Source organism: Bacillus sp. JJ1562, from assembly GCF_036962705.1.
Classification (GTDB): domain Bacteria; phylum Bacillota; class Bacilli; order Bacillales; family Bacillaceae_L; genus Ferdinandcohnia.
Map to the genome: position 1 here is coordinate 28737 of NZ_JBALOQ010000045.1, position 20161 is coordinate 48897.

Consider the following 20161-nt stretch of genomic DNA (forward strand, 5'->3'; position numbering starts at 1 on the left):
AAGGCGCATTTGATTAAAATTTTTTCTAAAGTTGTGTTGACCTTGACGTTACGTTAAGGTGTAAAGTGAAAATATCAGGGGGGGATGAGATGGAATACACGGTTCAAAAGTTAGCGAAACTAGCGGGAGTTAGCACAAGAACACTTCGGTATTACGATGAAATTGAGATTCTTAAGCCGGCAAGGATCAATTCATCAGGTTATCGAATCTATGGCCAAGATGAAGTCAACCGTCTCCAGCAAATTCTTTTTTACCGTGAGCTCGGAGTCAATCTAACTGATATTAAACAAATCATGACAAACCCTGCCTTCGATGAATCCAAAGCACTAAAAGATCATCGAAAGCAGCTCCTTGATAAACGAAAACAAATTGATCAATTACTTGCCAATGTCGAAAAAACCATTGCGCAAAAGGAAGGGAGAATAACGATGTCTGATCAAGAAAAGTTTGAAGGCTTTAAAAAGAAAGCCATTGAAGAAAATGAGAAAAAATACGGTAAAGAAATCCGTGAAAAATATGGAGAGGAAACAGTTAAACAATCAAACAAGAAGTATATGAACATGTCAAAAGAGGATCATGACGCGGTGACACGTCTTGGTGAAGAGCTAATGGAAACCTTACAAGAGGCGATGAAGACTGGCGACCCCGCAGGTGAGTTAGCACAGAAAGCAGCAGAAATGCACAAGCAGTGGCTCATGTTTTATTGGCCAAGCTACTCAAAAGAGGCGCATGCAGGTCTAGCACAAATGTATGTCGATGACGAGAGATTCACAGCGTATTACGACAAAGAACAACCAGGAACAGCAGAATTCTTAAGAGATGCGATTCTTGTGTATACGGGACAAAAGGGTGAATAAAGTTTATGGGGTAAGATCCTATGGGTCTTGCCCTTTTTTTGAGAAGGTATTTAGCGGAGGTTAAGGGGATTTAGTTGGATGAAGAACTTTCCGTGTGTGCTCCGGTCTGCGTTTAGGTCTTCATCGGCTGGATGAAGGACACTCCGGACGTGCTACGGAAGCGTTCGGTCCTTCATAGGTTCGATGAAGGACATTCCGGGTGTGCTCCGGCTACGTTCGGTCCTTCATCAACTCGATTCACATCTAGCCTCCATCCCCCTCAAACTAATTCCCAATATCCGGAATACTTTCTTACCAAGCAACATAGGGATTAGTAAATATGGAAGACATCTAGTCTACTAAGAGGTCTTCAGATAGGAGGGAATTGGATGGCATATGTAATCACGTCTCCATGTGGACCGGAGAAAGCTGCAGAATGTGTAGAGGTGTGTCCTGTCGACTGTATAGAGCCTGGTGATGATCAATATTATATCAATCCCGACATTTGTATTGACTGTGGGGCTTGTGTGTCTGTTTGCCCAGTTGACGCAATTTTTCACGAAGATGAAGTACCTGATGACGAAATTGGATTCGTAGAGTTAGCACGAGAGTTTTTCGGAGTTTAATCCGATACACATACATAAAAATACATCCTTAATTAGTAACTACACCAGTGGTTACTTTTATTTTTGTCGAAAACATGGCAAATCTCAAAAGTGCAATCCTTGGAAAATAGTAATTGCTACCACAATTTTACTTGAATATATTACAATATATGTAAGGGATTACTTTCTAGAAAAATAAGGGCTCGGGACAGAGGGACAGGTACCCGTCCCAAAAGGAGAGGAAGATATGGAGAAAGTGAAGCAAATTCCAGCTACACTTATGGATTGGATTATTAAAACACTAAATAGTGGCGTGAACCCTGAAGCAATTGTAGATGCAATGATTCGAAAAGGCTATGACCCTAGACTCTCTTATACAACTCTGTTTCGAATTGTCGGAAATAAACCGATAGACACACCAGGTGTACAAGCTCCATATGAATATGAACAGCCCGAAATCGAGAAGAAGGGAAGTATACTACGCACAAGTGACCGAGAAATAAAGGTCTTATCAAAAGTAGAGAAACCGTTTATTTTACATTTAGATAATTTTTTAAGCTATGAGGAATGTGATCAGTTGATTGAATTTTCAAGAAGTCGACTCAAGCCTTCAACCGTAATTGACCAGAAGACTGGTGAAGAAAAGGCGGCAACCGGTCGAACGAGTAAAGGAATGTCTTTTTATTTGCTAGAAAATGAATTTATCAAAAATATAGAAACGAGAATCTCAGAATTAACGGAGTTCCCTGTTGAAAATGGCGAAGGGCTCCAGATATTGAATTACGGAATTGGCGAGGAATATAAAAGCCATTTTGATTATTTTCCACCAAGCAAGGTAGACCCTGAAAAAGGTGGTCAGCGGGTGGGTACGTTCCTCATCTATTTAAATGATGTACTTGCTGGGGGAGAAACTGTTTTTCCAAAAGCGGGCGTTTCAATTGTTCCGAAGAAAGGCTCTGCAGTGTATTTTCAGTATGGGAATAGCAAGGGTGAGGTAGACCGGATGTCCCTGCATTCAAGTATACCGGTATCTGTAGGTGAAAAATGGGTCGCAACAAAATGGATTCGCCAAGGGAATATTTATAGTGATAAGGTAGTTTAATAAAAAAGTGATATTAATCTAGGAATTAATTTAGTGTATAAAATGGGGAGATTCCCCATTATTTTTTTAGAAAAAAACATTGAAATCGTTTTCAATTCGTTATATGATTTTCCTAACGGATAACCGAAACGTTTTGGAGGAATTATAAGTGGCAACAATTAAAGACATTGCAAAGATAGCTGGGGTATCTGTTACAACGGTTTCACGTGCTTTGAATGGCTACTCAGATGTTAATGAAAATACACGAAAAAAAATTGAAAAGTATGCAAGGGAGCTAAATTACAGCCCAAACACCCTAGCAAGAAGTTTAGTAATGAATAAGTCCAATACAATTGGAATACTTGTTTCAGGTCTTGAAAAGGAAAGCGTAAAGGATAATTTTATTATAGAAATCTTAACTGGAGTAAACGATTTTGTTTCGGGTACAGAATATGATCTGATTTTATTTAATACAAATTCATCGAAACAAAGGGAAAAAACGTATACACAGTTATGTAACGAAAGAAAAGTGGATGGCATTATACTACAAGGAATTCGTATCGATGACCCCTATTTGAAGGAAGTAGTAGAAGGTGATATTCCTTGTGTACTTATCGATATACCCATAACAGCCAAAAACGTAGGATACGTTACGACGAATAATAAAATCGGAGCAAAAAATGCTGTTAAACATTTGATTGAGTTGGGCCATACAAATATTGGTCTAGTAAATGGCCATGAATTTGCATATGTAAGTCAAGAAAGATTAGAAGGATATAAGGAAGCTTTATTAGAAGCGAATATTCATGTTAATCAGGACTATATTGTAAATGGAAACTTTCGAGAGGAAAGTGCAAAACAAGTAGTAAAAAAGTTACTTGAAAATAAAACAGAAATTACCGCACTATTTTGTGCGAGCGATTTAATGGCAATTGGTGCTATGAATGCTGCAAAAGAAATGAATAGAAGTGTTCCTGAGGATTTATCAATCATTGGCTATGATGATATATTACAATCATCATATGTTAGTCCAAGGCTTACAACAGTTGCGCAAAATAAATTTGAATTAGGATTCCAGGCAGCAAAGTTACTATTAGAAATGCTCGAAGAAAAGGATTGCGCTAAGGAAGTTGTGCTTGAAAGTTCCTTAATAGTAAGGGATAGTACGGCAATAAGATAATTTTTTTAATTAAATCCGAAACGTTTCGGTTAAAACTGAAGCGTTTCGTTATATATTTTTTCTTTAAAAATTGAAGCGTTTTCATAGGATAGTAAAGCTTCTTTAGTAAAAACTTATTGTCGAAATCCAAAACGTTTCGGATGAATTGGAGGAAAGATAAATGGATTATAGAGTGATAAAAGAAAACAATTTATTTCTAATAACAGATCGAAAAGGAAATATTTCAGAGAATGACTCCTATGGATTAGGTCTTTATAAAAATGATACCCGTTATTTAAGTAAACTAGCTTTACGTATTAACGGGGAAGAGCCAATACTACTTCATTCTGATGGGGCAGAGAACTATGTTGCGAAGATGTTGCTAACTAACCCACACCAAGAAAGTGAAGGGGAGCTTATTTTATGGAGAGAATCAGTTGAGATTGAACGAACCCGTTTCATCTATGATGATATTCTTTATGAAAACATAAAACTCAGAAACTATTATCCGAAGAAGGTAAAGTTCGAATTTAGTGTCCATTTAGATGTGGATTTTAAAGATATGTTTATTATCCGTGGCTTCCAATATGGAGAAATTGGTAAGCGGACAGGACAGGAAATAAATGGTCAATCATTAAGCTTTTATTACGAAGGAGCTGACCAAATTAATCGAAAAACAGTCGTGCAATGGAATGTACCTCATGAAAAAGCAGAAGAAACTGGAGACATATTCTTTCAAATTGAACTAGAACATGAAGAAGATAAAGAAATCTTACTAAAAGTTGCTCCCCTAGAGGGGGAGCAAACTCAACTGAACGAGTTGTCTGTGGACGAAGCATTAAATCGTTTAAGGTCATCCTATCGGGAATGGGAAAATTCACTAACTAAGGTTGAAACCGACTTTGAGCCACTTCAGAGATTAGTGAACAGAGGAACAGCTGATTTACGTGTCTTATTAACAGACCTAGGTTATGGAAAATTCCCTGTAGCAGGACTGCCATGGTTTGGAGTGCCGTTTGGAAGGGATAGCTTAATTGCTGCATTGCAAATGCTAGCATTTCATCCAGAGGTAGCAAAAGGAACACTTTTCACAATGGCTGCTAATCAAGGCGTGGACCAGAATCATTGGCGAGATGAGCAACCTGGAAAAATTATGCATGAAATTCGATATGGTGAGCTAGCAAATACGAATCAAGTACCCTTTACCCCATATTACGGAACAATTGATGCAACCCCGTTATTTCTTGTTCTTTTAACAGAGTTCGTGAAATGGACTGGTGACCTCGATACGTTCTATAAACTAGAGGAAAACGTAAGAAGAGCTTTGGATTGGATTGATCAATATGGCGACCGTGATGGTGATCTATTTGTTGAATACCATCAGGAATCCTCCAAAGGAATTGCAAATCAGGGTTGGAAAGATTCAAGTGACTCTGTGGTTCATCGAAGTGGTGACTATGCAACAACTCCGATTGCACTATCAGAGGTTCAGGGTTATGTCTATCAGGCGAAGGTGGGGCTTGCTGAAATCTATCAGTATATAGGAAAAGAAGAAATTTCACGCCAATTACTCTCCCAGGCTGAAAACTTAAAAGAAAAATTTGAGACAGAGTTTTGGATGGAGGATGTAGGATTTTATGCAATTGCTCTTGATGGTGTCAAGAAACAAGTCGGTACAATCACTTCAAATCCTGGCCATGTGCTATTTTCAGGAATGCTTTCCGAAGAAAGGGCAGCAAGGGTGAGTCAGGTGCTGACATCTGAAAAAATGTTCTCAGGTTTTGGAATTCGAACTATGGGGGTGAGAGAAGCAGGTTATAACCCGATGAGTTACCATGATGGAAGCATTTGGCCGCATGATAACAGTATGATTTTGCTTGGCATGAGCAAGCTTGGCCATAAAAAGGAAGCAAGAAGAGTGATGGAAGGGTTAGTCGAAGCGTCAAAGCACTTTGAATATGACCGCTTGCCAGAGCTCTATTGTGGGTATGATTCTTCAGTTGGAAAAGTGGTTAAATATCCAGTTGCATGCTCTCCTCAAGCGTGGGCTGCGGGTGTGCCGCTTGTCTTTATTCAATCTATCTTAGGGTTATTTCCAAATAGTCTAAAAAGGGAAATAAAACTTTCCCCAGCCTTACTAGAAGGTATGAATGAACTAACAGTAACAAATATTCGAATTGGGGAAGGAATTCTTTCATTAAAGCTTTCAAAACAAGGAGAAAAGGTTACTATGGACATTTTGGAAAACTCAACAGGATATCGTTTATAGCAAATTTATGTTACTGAAATTGGTATTTTGGAAGAACATCTTCCACTATATAAAAATGATTGAGAGGGGTCTTATATCATGAAAAAGAAATTGTTGGTTAGTATTGGAATAACATCAATGTTGTTTGGTTCTATTCTCGCAGGTTGTAGTAACTCAGGTGATTCCGGGGGGAAAGAAAGTGGTTCAAAGGACGGTGAAAAGGTTCAGGTAACTCTTGCAGGCTGGGGAGGCAACCCATCTGAACAAAAATTACTTGAGCAAACTTTAGATGATTTTGAAGCAAAGCATCCAAATATTGATGTGAAGCTAGAGGTTATTTCTGAACAATACATGGATGTTATAAAGACTCGTTTAATCGGTGGAGAAGGTCCTGATGTATTTTATCTGGATGCTTTTGAAGCACCAGCCTTAATTGAAACAGGTGTACTTGAGCCACTTGATGAATATGTAAAAGATGATTTTGATGTTGCTGATTTTGAAAAGCCAATGTTAGAAGCATTTCAAAAGGAAGGAACAACATATGGATTTCCGAAAGATTACTCTACACTTGCATTATTCTACAATAAAAAAATGTTTGCAGACGCTGGGGTAGAAGTTCCAAAGACATGGGATGAACTTCGAGATGTGTCTAAGGCTTTAACGAAAGATGGAACCTTTGGATTTGGAGTAGCTCCAGAATTAGCTCGAATGTATTACATTGCAGAGTCAAACGGCGGTGATGTTGTTAAAGACGACAAGGCAAACTTTGCAAGTAAAGAGGTTGTAGAAGCACTTCAACCAGTCATCGATCAACATAATATTGATAAAACATCGGCTGAACCAAAAGAAGTAGGCGCCTCTTGGGGCGGTGAAATGTTTGGGCAAGAAAAAGCTGCGATGGTAATTGAGGGTAACTGGGCAATTCCGTTCCTAGAGGATACATTCCCAGGAGTTGAGTATGGTACAGCTGAACTTCCTACTATCAATGGTAAGCAAGGGACTATGGCCTACACTGTAGCTTATGTAATGAACGCTGAATCCAAAAAGAAAGAAGCAGCCTGGGAGTTGTTATCTTATTTAACGGGTAAAGAGGGAATGGAAACATGGACATCTAAAGGCTTTGCTTTACCTACACGTAAGTCGGTTGCAGAAAAATTGGGCTACGACAAAGATGAGCTTCGTGCAGCTATAGTTGCTGGAGCACCTTACGCAACAGTATGGGCAGAAGGAACAAACCTTCCTACGGTTATGAACAATTTTAATAACCAATTTATTAGTGCATTTCTAGGAGACCGTCCTTTGGAAGAAGCACTAAAAGAAGCACAAGAGATAGCAAACAAAGAAATAGAGAATAATAAATAACTTGTTGAAGAGAAAGAGGGAACTTATTTCCCTTTTTCTCTCCTGTTTTATTGAACTTTTTCTGACAAGATTCATTATAAGCAATAACACATTGACTATGCTCGATGCAAAATTTGACTGCACTTTATAACTATGTTGTTGGAAAAAGTTCCGTAAAAAAGAAATATACAACATTTGAAAATGGGGGGTACCTAAATGGGAAAAAGATATTCCAAAAAAACTTTACGAGAAGCAGGGCAAGGATATTTCTTCATGTCCCCAACAATTATTATTCTCTCACTGTTTATTATTGGTCCAATATTATACGCAATTTTTCTCTCCTTTCATAAAGTAGAACTGCTAGGCGGAACGAATTTTACCTTTGTTGGGCTAGATAACTTTTTAAGAATTATGAATGATGATCGGGCTATGATTGCTCTTAAGAATACTGCAAAATATGTTTTAATTGTTGTTCCAGCTCAGACGTTTTTAGCGTTAATATTAGCATCGACCCTTAATGCGGGTTTAAAAGGGGAAAAGTTTTTCCGGATTGTTTACTTTTTACCTACCTTAACATCATCAGCCGTTTTAACAATGATTTTTATGTGGATGTATAACAAAAATGGACTTATCAACTATGTATTGGATTTCTTAGGATTACCAACCTATAACTTTTTGGGAGACCCCAATATTGCACTAAATGCGATTATGATAATGAATATTTGGGCAACTGCACCGTTCTTTATGGTTATCTATTTAGCTGCACTACAGGATATTCCAGAGTCCCTATATGAAGCAGCGGAACTAGATGGTGCAAATACAGTCCAGAAATTCTTATATGTCACCGTTCCGTTTTTAAGGCCTGTTACATCCTTTGTTGTGATTATGGGATTAATCGGTACATTCCAATTGTTTGACCAATCTTATATTTTCTCAGCTGGTTCTGGTGGACCAAATAACTCAACATTAACGATTGTTCTTTTAATCTATCAATATGCATTTAAATCAATGGGTACTATGGGGTATGCTGCAGCATTGGCCTTCGCGTTAGCGATAATCATTCTGATAGCAACGTTATTACAACGTAAGTTTTCCAAAGAAGAATCGCTATATTAAGGAGGGGACGATATGAAATCGAAAAAAACGACTTTCAGTAAAAAGGTATTGTATGTCATTTTGGTGGCATATGCGATCACTACATTAATACCATTTTTATGGGCGCTTTCGTCGTCGTTCAAAACGTTAGAGGAGATTGTAAGTGGATCAATAAATTTTATTCCTAAAAATTTTACATTGGATAACTATCATCAAATGTTTGTGAATCAGGAATTATTCCCACGTTGGTTATTAAATAGCGTAGTTATTGCTGGGGTCGGAACCATATTAAATCTTATTTTTAACTCAATGGCAGGCTATGCACTGGCCAGATTAAGCTTTCCGGGAAGAAAGGTTTGGTTTATTGTCATTTTGGCAGTATTGATGATTCCTGCACAAGTAACTATGATTCCAAATTATTTAATTTTAAAGGAATTAGGATGGTTAAATTCATATCAAGGAATGATTGTTCCTGCTGCAATTAATGCAACATTTATTTTCATGATGAGACAGTTCTTCATTAATTTTCCTCGTGAACTGGAGGAGGCAGCACAACTTGATGGACTTAGCAGACTCGGGATATTCTTTAAGATCGTCCTGCCACTAGCTAAACCAGCGCTTGCTGCTCAAGCAATATTTGTATTTATGGGACTGTGGAATGATTTTATGCGGCCACTTATCGTAATGACAGACGCAGAAATGTTCACATTACCATTGGGGTTGAATACATTTAAGGGACAATATGTCAGCTATTGGAATTACATCATGGCAGCATCTATGGTTTTTACACTGCCTGTATTGGTATTGTATGGCTTTTTCAACCGTTACTTCATAAAAGGAATCTCTTTTACTGGTGGGAAATAGGTTTCAGGGCATTCCGGCAATTTCGATTGTCGGGGTGTTTTTTTACGTTAATAAACAATAATTGTGCATACAATTAGAATTGTCAATGTAATCATGATATAGTTATACTAACGTTTTATGAGAGCTAAAAATGAAGAAATTTTATATAGCAAAAATTAGAGTGCCATCGTGTAGAAAGGTGTGTGAACATTGGATAAAGTACAGACTTTTAAAGACGTCATGGGGAATTATCCGACAGGTGTTACGGTTGTTACAACGACTGATGAAAACGGAGTTCCGCTTGGACTTACGGTAAATTCATTTGCCTCTGTTTCGTTGGATCCGACATTGATATTGTGGTCCATTGATAAAAGAGTATCTACTTACGATATTTTTACAAAAACAGATAAATTTGCGGTACATATACTAGCTGGTGATCAAGGGGATATTTGTGCCCTTTTTGCAAGCAAGGGTACAGATCGATTTGCGAACTGTGAATGGGAGATGTCAGATAACAACCTTCCAATCTTGAAGGGAGCTTCAGGGGTTTTACACTGTAAAACCTTTAAGACAGTTGAAGCGGGTGACCATACGATTTTAATTGGTGAAGTGGTTGAGATTGAAAACTACAGCAAGCCTCCGCTACTTTATCACAACCGTAAATTCGGCAATATTCCTGACGAATTTTATAAGTAACTTTAATAAGCAGAAGTTCCTACTTCTGCTTATTAAAGTTAATGCCTCCGGCGGATGCCACAGATTTTCAAAGGAAATTTTTCGAGCAAACTCGAAAAAATCTGGGCGCAAATACGCAAAGGCGTATTTGATTTGATTGGATACCTTTCTTCTTGTAGAAAGGTATCTTTAAGTTAAACCATTTTAAACGAAGCGAGTGGCTCTACGTGAAACTCATGTCGACATTTATGGATAGTTTACGATTACCAGATAAGGCAGCGATGAAGCGACTAAATAAGCTGGAAATGAGAAATACGATTCTTTTTCTCTTGTTATTATTGTTTATCGTGGCACTTCCAATAGAAATCAATTTACTTTTGGATGACTCCTATAAGGAAAGCGACATCCCTCAAAATATATATATCATTCAAGTCCTATTATTTTATCCGTTTTTAATGCTGTTTTTAGGAATTGCGGGGATTTCTGTATTAGCGGGATTAGGGGTAGGAGTCAGCAAACTCATACACCGCCAGTTGAAATTTCAATTTCTATGGAAAATGTGCGCGTTCGCGTTAACAAAACCAATTATCATTTTTGCGGTTGCTAATTTACTGATTGGTACCCATTGGATTGTGAATACAATTGTATTTGTATTACTATTTTACACGATACTACGGATGATTTTTCATTATCCAAAACGAATAAAAACATAAGTAAAAGAACCGGTGTGCGCCGGTTCTTTTTGTTTGCATGAAACTTTTTTACAAGATAAAACGTACATACCTGTAGAGAAAAAGAGAATTTTGTTGACCGGTCTTTTAGGGGAAATCAGTAGGGATAGGAGGAAAACATATGGAAGCTTTTCTAAAGGTGGATCATTTAAAAAAGTCCTTTAAAAATGTAGAGGTGCTAAAGGATATTTCTTTTGAAGTTTTTAAGGGGGAAATTATGGCCATTCTTGGTCCAAACGGGGCGGGGAAATCAACAACCATCCGTAATATAATGGGCATTATGTATCCCGATGAGGGTGCAATCACCTTCCAGGGTCATAAACAAATTCCTCGTAACAAAATCGGATATTTACCAGAGGAACGTGGGCTCTATAAAAATGTTAAGGTAATGGATATCCTTTTATATTTCGCGGAGCTAAAGGATTATCCTGTCAAAAAGGCAAAGGAACGTGCTCTTACATACTTAAAGAAATTTGGGTTAGAGGGGAAAGAAAATTCTTCGGTAGAGGAACTATCGAAGGGGATGGGGCAAAAGGTACAATTTATCGCTTCTATCCTACATGAACCCGAATTTCTAATCCTTGACGAGCCATTTTCTGGGCTTGATCCAGTCAGCCAGGAATTATTTAAAGAGGAGATACGGAATCTTGCAAAAGGCGGTACAGCCATTCTATTATCCTCTCATCAAATGAATCTAGTTGAGGAAATGTGCGATCGGTTATTTCTAATCCATCGCGGACAAAAGGTCATCTATGGTTCAATGGATAATGTGAAAAAAGAGTATGCCAATTTTAAATGTACGATTCGAGGTAGAAATAAAATAGAAAGCCTTCAAGGTCTTCCCGATGTCCAACGTGTAGAGCAGCAAGAGGATACATCGATTTTATACCTCACTAAGGATGTGCAAGTAGCAAACTGGCTAAAGCATTTACCTGATCAGCTGGAAATTAACGAATTATCCATTGATCGGATTTCGTTACATGAAATATTTATCGATATCGCCACAGATAAGAACATGCTGAGAGAGGAGGCTGGTATCAATGCGTAATGCTATGAAGGTAGCCAAGTGGGAAGTTAAAAGGAATTTGAAAAACAAATCCTTCTTGATCGGTCTATTTTTGACACCAGCCCTCTTTTTAGGATTCATGTTCTTGGGAAGTATTTTTGGTAGTGAAGATGCGGAAGAGCCTGTAACCCATGTATTAATCCATGATGAATTAGGTGTTTTTGAAATTTTTGAAGATACAGTTGCAGCCCATGGACTGAATTGGGAACTTGAAGCCACGGATCTAGGTGAAGAAGAAATCGTGGATGAGATAAAAGAAGCAGAGGATACTGCGTATATCCTAATTGACCAAGAAAGCATCGAAAATGGCGTGATTCCAGTCCACACTAGTGAAGAGATAAGTCCATTCTTTATGAATCAGGTTCAGGTTTTAGAAGTTCCTTTAAAATCACTACAAATGCAAAAGTTAGGGCTGACAGAAGAACAGCTATCAGTGATTTCCAAACAACTGACATTTGCAGAATCCTCAATCGTTGAGGAAGGCGTTGTTGCAGAAGAGGATTCGCTATTGGGGGATGATACCATGGAGCGAATTATTCCGGGAGCCTTTGCGGGTATCATTCTGTTGTCAATCATCTTTTCGGGAATGTATATTTTTCAAAGTGCTTCACAGGAGAAGAAGGATAAAGTTGCGGAGATTGTATTGTCTTCTTTGACCCATGGAGAATTAATGCAAGGAAAAATTATTGGCTATTTCATTCTCGGTATGGTGCAGGCTGTTATTTTTCTTGGGTTTGGTATACCGATTGCAATGTGGAAGTTTGATATTCCAATTCTAGAATATTTATTTGTACCCGAAGTTCTGTTATTTGTTTTGATTGCGGTCTTAGGTTACCTCCTATTTGCTGCGCTATTTGTTGGAGTCGGCGCAACAATGGCAGACATGTCTTCTGCAGGTAATTTTCAAGGGATGGTTATGATGCTACCATTTTTACCTTTTATTTTTATCGGTCCAGTAGTAGGTGACCCTAGTGGGATGTTTGCGCAAATTGGAACCTATATTCCGTTCTCAGCACCAGGGGTGTTGTTATTACGCCTCACTTTATTAGAAGAATGGCCATGGATTGAAATTCTCCTTTCTTTATCGATTTTAATCGTAAGTATATGGTTATTTATGAAGCTTGCGGGGAAAATCTTTAAAACAGGAATTCTCATGTATGGTAAAAATGCATCACCTAAGGAAATATGGAAGTGGATTAGATCTTAAATTGTACAAAGTAGGTGGAAGTATGGATTTTTTATTTTTAGGCATCGGAATTGCGGCTGCTGGTTATTTCATTGGAGAAGGCTTGAAAAACTTCAAAAATCCTGAAGCCAAAGGTGTCATGGATAAACTTGATGATGAGGATTTATATGAACTAATAAAGGAAAAGGACATCTATTATCATATTGGGGTATCGAAAGAGGATGCAAAGGAATTAATAAAAGAGCATCCGGATATCCCGCATATCGTATTAAATGGAACAGTCTACTATCCAAAGAGTAAATTAAAACAGTGGTTGTCAAACCTAGGTGAATAATGTAGTGGTCCTTCGTTATTAATAAAATACCGATCCTGTGAAACACTATCAGTATGTAAAAAAGTGTAAGGGGGATCTTCATGGAGAAGGACATGCAATATGGAAGTGATTATAAATTTATTCCTGCGACCTCTATTGGCAGTGGGGTTGGGATGCAGGTCCTGCCAGATCTTTATTGTCATACCATCCAAATTGTAAATTTTGTGTTAGTCGGCGAGCCTGGTACATCGGACTTTGTAATTGTGGATGCGGGTATGCCGGGCTCTGCAGAGGAAATAATAGCAGTTTGTGAAGAACGCTTTGGCAAGGATAGTCGCCCGAAGGCAATTCTGTTAACACATGGTCATTTTGATCATGTTGGCGCAATCATTGAATTAGTTGAGCACTGGGATGTGCCTGTTTACGCGCATGAGCTGGAAATGCCTTTTTTAACAGGGCAAAAAAGCTATCCTGAACCCGATTCGACGGTAGAAGGGGGAATGGTTGCGAAGATGTCGCCACTATTTCCAAATGAGCCAATACAGTTAGGAAGCCATGTGGAAAAGCTACCTGCAGACGGGACAGTTCCACATTTGCCAGAATTTCGTTGGCTCCATACACCGGGGCATACGCCCGGACATGTATCCTTTTTTCGTGATGAAGATCGTGCCTTAATTGTTGGAGATGCGTTTGTAACAGTGAGACAGGAATTTTTGTATAAGGTGATTACACAAGAGCAGGAAATTAGTGGTCCACCGAGATACTTAACAACAGATTGGCAGGAAGCGAAAAAATCAGTTGAAATATTGTCGGGGCTTAAGCCGAATGTTGCCGTTACGGGGCATGGTTTGCCAATGACCGGTGAGCTGTTGCAAGAATCCTTAGATAGATTGGTTAGGGACTTTGATCAAATCGCAATTCCGGACTATGGCCGGTATGTAGATAAAAATATTCATTAGTGTTAGGAACCTGGCTGGAAAAAAGCCAGGTTTCTTGTTCTTAAAAAATTTTAGACTGCTAAAAACCATAGAATTGAAATGAAGCCAATAAAATGAAAATAAAAACCATAGAATTACCATAAAGTTTATAGAACGGAAATAAAAACGATAGGGGTATTAAGCTAAGCCTAGAATCGTGTATGTAGCTTATTATTTCATAAACATTCTGAAATATAGTATATTGAAATGTAGAATGAATCGGGTGAGAGAGGAAAATATGGTAAATATTACTTCATTTTTATTAGGGTTAGTTTTGGTCTTAAACATTGTATTTGCCGTGGTTGTCATCTTTCGTGAAAGAAGAGATGCAAGCTCTACTTGGGCGTGGCTATTAGTCCTTTTCTTTATTCCGGTAGCCGGCTTTATTTTGTATTTGATTTTAGGCAGAAATTTAACGCGCGACCACCTTTTTCAATGGGATGATTTAAAAAAGAGCGGGATAGAAGAGGTACTAGAGAAGCAAAAGGAACTGTTACGAACTCAAAAATTCCTATTTAACAATCGGATTACACAAGATAATCAAGACCTTATATATATGAACCTTGTTAATGCGAATGCCTTGTTTACGAAAAATAATGCGGTAGAAGTTTTTACAGATGGGCAAGAGAAATATCGACGTTTATTCGAAGATATTGAAGCTGCAAGAGAATCGATTCATTTGCAATATTACATTATTAAAAATGACAATCTTGGCCAAAAATTAATGGCGCATTTAACAAGGAAAGTTAAGGAGGGCGTTATAGTCCGTGTCCTTTATGATGAGCTAGGTTCTAGGTCATTGACAAAAAGGTTTTTTAAAGAATTTCGTGAAGCTGGTGGCCTGGTCGAGGTATTTTTTCCTTCGAAACTAAGGTTTATCAATTTGCGGATGAATTTCCGAAACCATCGAAAATTGGTCATTATTGATGGAAAGGTAGGATATGTCGGTGGCTTTAATGTAGGGGATGAGTACCTTGGGTTGAATTCTAGGTTTGGGTATTGGCGAGATACCCATTTGCGTATAAGGGGAACCGCTGTTGACACGATGCAGGTTCGGTTTATTTTAGACTGGAACCAAGCATCTCGTGATTTTGATATTATGTATGATCCTGAACTTTTTCCAATTGAGAATGTCAGACTTGGCAATGTCGGGGTTCAAATAGTGACCAGTGGCCCGGATACGGACTTTGAGCAGATTAAAAATGCTTATATCAAAATGATCTACTCAGCTAAAAAAAGGATTTATATGCAGACACCTTATTTTATACCAGATAAAAGCTTACTGGATGCGTTACGTGTAGCATGCCTTTCAGGGGTGGAAGTGAATATTATGATTCCGGATAAACCGGACCATCCTTTTGTTTATTGGGCAACTCTTTCGCATATTGGGGAATTGCTCCCAGTTGGAGCAAATGTCTATATCTACAGTAATGGCTTTATTCATTCAAAAACACTTGTGGTCGACGAGGAGATTTCTTCAGTCGGTACAGCGAATATCGACGTCAGGAGCTTCCGACTTAATTTTGAAGTAAATGCCTTTTTGTATGATGAGAACATTTCTGAAGAGCTTACAGACATTTTTAAAGAGGATATCAAGCTCTCCAAACTGCTCACATATGAAGAATACGAAAAAAGAGGAGTTAACATAAAGTTCAAGGAATCAATTTCAAGACTTTTATCTCCAATTCTATAGTTGAGAAATGATCGGTGTGGCTTACAAAATGTAATGTTTCGTAAGCCACACCGATTTTTTTTATAGTTACTGCCAAATAATAACTAAATAGTAATAATACAGCCGACAACAGGGACAACAAGACGGATGCCTTCGGATCCAATTCACAAGCAAAACCTTGGTCAAATCAAGGATGAACTAAAAGAGAGAGAAGTTACCTACACTTCAATTGAGGCGCAAATTAAGATAGTCGAGATGGCTTCATCTACATCTCAATATCCTGAAGACCAGCTTGCGGTCATTTCTTTTTTGGGTTATGAATTGATTGCTAAAGAAGCGGGATATGATTTTAAAGAAAAGCCGCTTGAGGGTAATGAAGTCCTAAGCCTAAGACAGTCGGCTCTTGAAAATCAAAGTCCAGATACGTATGTGCTGGAGAAGGGTGGAATTGAGATTAGTCCAATGGAGTTTTCAGAACATGTCGTATTCCCATTTCAGTTGGTTCAGGACACGGGGATAATTGTCGGCGATGAGTTGTATGAAAAATTAGAGGCGAAAAATGAAGAATTATATACTGGCTTTTATACAGAAGAGATTGAAAAAACAGCTGGAATGGCAGGGAATCTCGTTGAAGACGGAGTTGCATTTCCATCTGAGGAACATCCTTTTGGGATGATTGTAAGAGGAACGATTCATGAGCAAATGGGAAGTATGTATCAGATGATGTTTTTTGTTGCTTTGCTTATCGGTGCAGTATTCTTTCTAGCTGCAGGAAGCTTCTTGTACTTTAGGTTATATGCAGATTTAGAGTATGATGCTAGACAGTATTTGACGATTCAAAAGGTTGGATTGACCGATGGGGAACTCAGCCGAATCGTGACAAGCCAGCTCGCATTACTATTCTTTGTACCAATCTTTGTTGCATTCGTGCATAGTGGATTTGCCTTTATGGCACTGCAAAGCTTCTTTCAGCTTTCCATTGCCAAAGAAGTCATTCAAGTGCTTATTGTATTTTTAATTGCTCAAGTGATTTACTTTGTGTTGATCCGCTATCGATATTTACGAAATCTGAAGAAATCAATGATTTAATGGTTTTCGTAGGTTATATTTAACAGTGCCTGACACTTTAGGATAAAAACTATGGTGACAGGCACTTTTTATTTGAAAAGAGATATTCATTGAAATAAAAATACTAAAAATATAGAATTATATAAAAAGGAGTTTGGCAAATAGAAAATGACCATTAATAAACCTCGAAACTTTAATGATGAAACACTCGTATTACATGGCGACCATGAATGGGCAAAAAAGGAAAAGAGCGTTTCACCAGCTATTTATTATTCATCAACATTTAGGGCAGAAGATTCGGCTGATTTTGCAGAAATGGCAGGAACACCTCTTCACCCAAGCTACTATACTCGCTATGGAAATCCACTTCATGAACGAGTGAATAAAATAATGGCAGATCTTGAAGGAACTGAAACAGCCCTCATAACAGGGTCTGGAATGGGAGCTATAGCGACTACAATCTTGGCATTAGTTTCTGCGGGCGACCATGTCATTGCACAAACAAGACACTATATGAGTACGGCAAAAATTATGGATGAGATGCTTCCACGCTTTGGTGTAGAGTAACAGTAGTAGAGCAATCTGATATCTCGGCATTTGAAGAGGCGATTCGACCCAACACAAAGCTGATTATGCTTGAAACTCCTGCTAATCCAACCTTGGTTTTAACAGACCTTGAAGCAGTTGTAGGGTTAGCAAAGAAACAGGATATTATCGTTGTTGCAGATAATACATTTGCATCACCACTTAATCAACGACCACATGATGTGGGTGTTGATATTGTAGTACATAGTGCAACAAAGTATCTTGGGGGACATCACGATATAACAGCTGGTGTCATCTGTACAAGCTTTGAGCATGCAGAAAAAATTTGGGATACACATACATCAATAGGTTCAGTCCTGTCACCGATGGATGCATGGTTATTGTTAAGAGGCCTTAGGACATTTCCATTAAGGATGGAACGGATCAATTCGAACGCATTAGCATTAGCTGAATTTTTGGAGGTACAGCCTCAAATCGAAAAAGTGTATTATCCAGGTCTATCGAGTCATCCTCAGCACGAGCTCGCCAAAAAACAAATGAAAGACTTCGGGGCAGTCATTGCGTTTGCGGTTAAGGGAGATTATGCAGCAACCCAGAGATTTGTATCAGCGTTGCAACTTTCAACCAATGCAGTTAGCTTAGGTGGAGTAGATTCATTAGTTGTCCATACCGCGGCGATGTGGGAAGGAGCCATGAATGAAGAACAAATGAAAACAGCTGGTATTCCAGCCAATTTTGTCCGCTATTCTGTTGGGTTAGAGCATATTGAGGACCTGAAGGCGGATATTTCACAGGCATTAAGGGAAATATAAAACAGGAATTTTTTCAAAAATCTCGATTGCAATAAAAGACAATACTGGTTATAATTACTAATTAATAACAACCTTAAGTAAAGACGATGAAGAGAAAAAGTAGGATTTAGCTATTTTACACAGAGAGCTTCGGTAGCTGAAAAGAAGCAAAAATACGAATCTGAACAATGGCCTCTGAGTTTCGTGCTGAAAGTAACGATTGTTATGAGTAGGTTCCGACGAGATTTGGTACTCGTTATCAATACCACAGTATATGGGCTTTGACAGACCCACGTACTTGCAGAGACTGTTTGTGTGAGCAAACAGTGAATTAAGGTGGTACCACGTGAGATAAACCACGTCCTTATCGTATTTGATAATGACGTGGTTTTTTTATATTTCAAAAAGGTATTTACCCGAAACCAAATACAAAAGTTGGAGGAATTTATTGTGACAAATCATCTAGTATTACAAACGGACTTTGGATTAAGTGATGGTGCTGTAAGTGCAATGTACGGTGTGGCAATCTCAGTGGACCAGTCACTTCGGATTTTTGATCTAACTCACGACATTCCGCAATTTAATATATGGGAAGGCTCTTATCGGCTATATCAGACGATTTCCTACTGGCCAGAAGGCACAGTTTTTGTATCGGTTGTTGACCCTGGTGTCGGTTCAAATCGAAGAAGTATCGTGGTAAGGACAGGATCAAATCAATACATTGCCACACCAGATAATGGTACGGTCACACATATACAGAAAAAACTCGGTATTCAAGAAGTGAGGATCATTGATGAAAGTATAAATCGTTTACCTTTTTCAGGAGAGTCTTATACGTTTCATGGTAGAGATGTCTATGCCTATACGGGGGCAAGACTTGCATCCGGTTTGATTTCATATGAAGAGGTTGGACCCCTTGTTCCTGTTGATTCTCTTGTTGAGTTAGAGATAACAGAGGCAACTGTTCAAGAGGATAGTGTCTTAGGCACGATTGATATTCTTGATATTCGTTTTGGTAATCTATGGACGAATATTGAGCGCGAGACTTTCAACCAACTGAATGTGGAGTATGGAGATCATTTCGAAGTGACCATCGAAAATGAAACTCGCCAAGTATATAAAAATATTATGACATATGGCCGCTCATTTGCAGATAGCCATCTTGGCGAACCGTTATTGTTTATTAATTCTCTTGATAAAATCGGAGTTGCCATCAACCAAGGTTCATTTGCTAAGGCTTATCATATCGAGACTGGTGTGAATTGGAAAATTTTTATTCGTAAAATTCTGAAAAACGTATATAATTAAATATTGTGTAAATTAAATATATTTATAGGAGGTAGGAGATTAATGAAAGGCTTGTCTGTTAAAACGATTGTTGCGATTGGCATTGGTGCTGCTGTTTTTGTGATTTTAGCGAAATTTGTTGCACTTCCAACACCGATACCTGATACAACGGTTCAAACGTCATATGCATTCTTGGCCCTTATGGCTGTTGTGTTTGGTCCTATAGCAGGTGCCTTAATTGGATTGATCGGCCATACATTAAACGATGCCATTACGTGGGGTTCAATTTGGTGGAGCTGGGTTATTGTCTCAATGCTAGTAGGATTTATATTTGGGCTCGTTAAAAACAAAATTGATATTGAATCTGGAATTATAAATGCAAAGAAAATTGTGACTTTCAATATTGTTCAGGTTATCGCACAGGCAATTGGCTGGTTTGTTGTTGCACCGACATTGGATATTTGGATTTATGCTGAACCAGCAAATAAGGTGTATGTTCAAGGTCTAGTAGCAGGGGTTTCAAATATGATAACTGTCGGAGTCATTGGTACCATTTTATTAATTGCTTATGCGAAAACAAGAAGTAAAAGTGGAAGCTTAACGAAGGATTTATAAAGTGTAGCCTATAGTTTGCTGGGAGA

At 38.2% G+C, this 20161-nt stretch carries 18 protein-coding genes, 1 pseudogene and 1 other annotated feature; all 19 genes and pseudogenes read left to right on the top strand.

The window, feature by feature from the left end; genetic code table 11:
• Positions 1–89 precede the first annotated feature (89 nt).
• The 19 genes and pseudogenes from V7097_RS21405 to V7097_RS21495 all read left to right on the top strand — a co-directional run bounded on the left by V7097_RS21405 (position 90) and on the right by V7097_RS21495 (position 20135).
• The gene (locus V7097_RS21405) at positions 90–857 is read left to right on the top strand and encodes a MerR family transcriptional regulator (RefSeq protein ID WP_335705672.1); all 768 of its coding nucleotides are present in this window, start codon (positions 90–92) and stop codon (positions 855–857) included.
• 368 nt (positions 858–1225) lie between these two features.
• Complete coding sequence (locus V7097_RS21410) at positions 1226–1462, top strand: indolepyruvate ferredoxin oxidoreductase subunit alpha (protein ID WP_335705673.1); 237 nt, start codon at positions 1226–1228, stop codon at positions 1460–1462.
• A gap of 226 nt (positions 1463–1688) precedes the next feature.
• The gene (locus V7097_RS21415; protein ID WP_335705674.1) at positions 1689–2543 is read left to right on the top strand and encodes a 2OG-Fe(II) oxygenase; all 855 of its coding nucleotides are present in this window, start codon (positions 1689–1691) and stop codon (positions 2541–2543) included.
• Between the two features lie 148 nt (positions 2544–2691).
• Complete coding sequence (locus V7097_RS21420) at positions 2692–3702, top strand: LacI family DNA-binding transcriptional regulator (protein ID WP_335705675.1); 1011 nt, start codon at positions 2692–2694, stop codon at positions 3700–3702.
• Between the two features lie 160 nt (positions 3703–3862).
• The gene (locus tag V7097_RS21425; protein WP_335705676.1) at positions 3863–5950 is read left to right on the top strand and encodes an amylo-alpha-1,6-glucosidase; all 2088 of its coding nucleotides are present in this window, start codon (positions 3863–3865) and stop codon (positions 5948–5950) included.
• A gap of 78 nt (positions 5951–6028) precedes the next feature.
• Complete coding sequence (locus V7097_RS21430) at positions 6029–7291, top strand: ABC transporter substrate-binding protein (protein ID WP_335705677.1); 1263 nt, start codon at positions 6029–6031, stop codon at positions 7289–7291.
• 195 nt (positions 7292–7486) lie between these two features.
• A complete protein-coding gene (locus tag V7097_RS21435; protein WP_335705678.1) occupies positions 7487–8386 on the top strand; it encodes a carbohydrate ABC transporter permease in 900 nt (299 codons plus the stop codon).
• Between the two features lie 12 nt (positions 8387–8398).
• Complete coding sequence (locus V7097_RS21440) at positions 8399–9229, top strand: carbohydrate ABC transporter permease (RefSeq protein WP_335705679.1); 831 nt, start codon at positions 8399–8401, stop codon at positions 9227–9229.
• A gap of 219 nt (positions 9230–9448) precedes the next feature.
• Positions 9449–9904 carry a flavin reductase family protein gene (locus V7097_RS21445; protein WP_335705719.1) on the top strand — a complete coding sequence of 152 codons (456 nt, stop codon included), beginning with the start codon at positions 9449–9451 and terminating at the stop codon, positions 9902–9904.
• Positions 9905–10119: 215 nt separating this feature from the next.
• The gene (locus V7097_RS21450) at positions 10120–10596 is read left to right on the top strand and encodes a DUF1189 family protein (RefSeq protein ID WP_335705720.1); all 477 of its coding nucleotides are present in this window, start codon (positions 10120–10122) and stop codon (positions 10594–10596) included.
• A 139-nt stretch (positions 10597–10735) separates the two neighbouring features.
• On the top strand, positions 10736–11662 hold the full coding sequence (locus V7097_RS21455) for an ABC transporter ATP-binding protein (RefSeq protein WP_335705680.1): 927 nt from the start codon (positions 10736–10738) through the stop codon (positions 11660–11662).
• Positions 11655–12887 (top strand): ABC transporter permease, encoded by a 1233-nt coding sequence (locus tag V7097_RS21460; protein WP_335705681.1) that lies wholly within the window; start codon positions 11655–11657, stop codon positions 12885–12887. Before V7097_RS21455 ends, V7097_RS21460 begins: the two co-directional genes overlap by 8 nt.
• A gap of 22 nt (positions 12888–12909) precedes the next feature.
• Positions 12910–13200 carry a DNA-binding protein gene (locus V7097_RS21465; protein WP_335705682.1) on the top strand — a complete coding sequence of 97 codons (291 nt, stop codon included), beginning with the start codon at positions 12910–12912 and terminating at the stop codon, positions 13198–13200.
• 80 nt (positions 13201–13280) lie between these two features.
• Complete coding sequence (locus V7097_RS21470; protein WP_335705683.1) at positions 13281–14138, top strand: MBL fold metallo-hydrolase; 858 nt, start codon at positions 13281–13283, stop codon at positions 14136–14138.
• A 256-nt stretch (positions 14139–14394) separates the two neighbouring features.
• Positions 14395–15849, top strand: coding sequence for a cardiolipin synthase (gene cls / locus V7097_RS21475; RefSeq protein WP_438824265.1), 1455 nt, complete (start codon positions 14395–14397; stop codon positions 15847–15849).
• A 126-nt stretch (positions 15850–15975) separates the two neighbouring features.
• Positions 15976–16917, top strand: a complete 942-nt coding sequence (locus V7097_RS21480) for a hypothetical protein (protein WP_335705685.1) — start codon at positions 15976–15978, stop codon at positions 16915–16917.
• A gap of 147 nt (positions 16918–17064) precedes the next feature.
• Positions 17065–18254 (top strand): annotated as a pseudogene (locus V7097_RS21485) (trans-sulfuration enzyme family protein).
• 77 nt (positions 18255–18331) lie between these two features.
• Positions 18332–18602: a binding site (T-box leader), on the top strand.
• An 81-nt stretch (positions 18603–18683) separates the two neighbouring features.
• Positions 18684–19541: an SAM hydrolase/SAM-dependent halogenase family protein gene (locus V7097_RS21490; RefSeq protein WP_335705686.1), complete on the top strand. Its 858-nt coding sequence runs from the start codon at positions 18684–18686 to the stop codon at positions 19539–19541.
• 42 nt (positions 19542–19583) lie between these two features.
• Complete coding sequence (locus V7097_RS21495; RefSeq protein ID WP_335705687.1) at positions 19584–20135, top strand: ECF-type riboflavin transporter substrate-binding protein; 552 nt, start codon at positions 19584–19586, stop codon at positions 20133–20135.
• Positions 20136–20161 lie beyond the last annotated feature (26 nt).

What these genes read in the sequence shown, in the direction of transcription:
- V7097_RS21435 (WP_335705678.1), top strand. Translation starts at nt 7,487, where the DNA reads ATGGGAAAAAGATATTCCAAAAAAACTTTACGAGAAGCAGGGCAAGGA.
- V7097_RS21430 (WP_335705677.1), top strand. Translation starts at nt 6,029, where the DNA reads ATGAAAAAGAAATTGTTGGTTAGTATTGGAATAACATCAATGTTGTTT.
- V7097_RS21415 (WP_335705674.1), top strand. Translation starts at nt 1,689, where the DNA reads ATGGAGAAAGTGAAGCAAATTCCAGCTACACTTATGGATTGGATTATT.
- V7097_RS21410 (WP_335705673.1), top strand. Translation starts at nt 1,226, where the DNA reads ATGGCATATGTAATCACGTCTCCATGTGGACCGGAGAAAGCTGCAGAA.
- V7097_RS21440 (WP_335705679.1), top strand. Translation starts at nt 8,399, where the DNA reads ATGAAATCGAAAAAAACGACTTTCAGTAAAAAGGTATTGTATGTCATT.
- V7097_RS21470 (WP_335705683.1), top strand. Translation starts at nt 13,281, where the DNA reads ATGGAGAAGGACATGCAATATGGAAGTGATTATAAATTTATTCCTGCG.
- V7097_RS21405 (WP_335705672.1), top strand. Translation starts at nt 90, where the DNA reads ATGGAATACACGGTTCAAAAGTTAGCGAAACTAGCGGGAGTTAGCACA.
- V7097_RS21425 (WP_335705676.1), top strand. Translation starts at nt 3,863, where the DNA reads ATGGATTATAGAGTGATAAAAGAAAACAATTTATTTCTAATAACAGAT.
- V7097_RS21465 (WP_335705682.1), top strand. Translation starts at nt 12,910, where the DNA reads ATGGATTTTTTATTTTTAGGCATCGGAATTGCGGCTGCTGGTTATTTC.
- V7097_RS21445 (WP_335705719.1), top strand. Translation starts at nt 9,449, where the DNA reads ATGGGGAATTATCCGACAGGTGTTACGGTTGTTACAACGACTGATGAA.
- cls (WP_438824265.1), top strand. Translation starts at nt 14,395, where the DNA reads ATGGTAAATATTACTTCATTTTTATTAGGGTTAGTTTTGGTCTTAAAC.
- V7097_RS21480 (WP_335705685.1), top strand. Translation starts at nt 15,976, where the DNA reads ATGCCTTCGGATCCAATTCACAAGCAAAACCTTGGTCAAATCAAGGAT.
- V7097_RS21495 (WP_335705687.1), top strand. Translation starts at nt 19,584, where the DNA reads ATGAAAGGCTTGTCTGTTAAAACGATTGTTGCGATTGGCATTGGTGCT.
- V7097_RS21450 (WP_335705720.1), top strand. Translation starts at nt 10,120, where the DNA reads ATGTCGACATTTATGGATAGTTTACGATTACCAGATAAGGCAGCGATG.
- V7097_RS21455 (WP_335705680.1), top strand. Translation starts at nt 10,736, where the DNA reads ATGGAAGCTTTTCTAAAGGTGGATCATTTAAAAAAGTCCTTTAAAAAT.
- V7097_RS21460 (WP_335705681.1), top strand. Translation starts at nt 11,655, where the DNA reads ATGCGTAATGCTATGAAGGTAGCCAAGTGGGAAGTTAAAAGGAATTTG.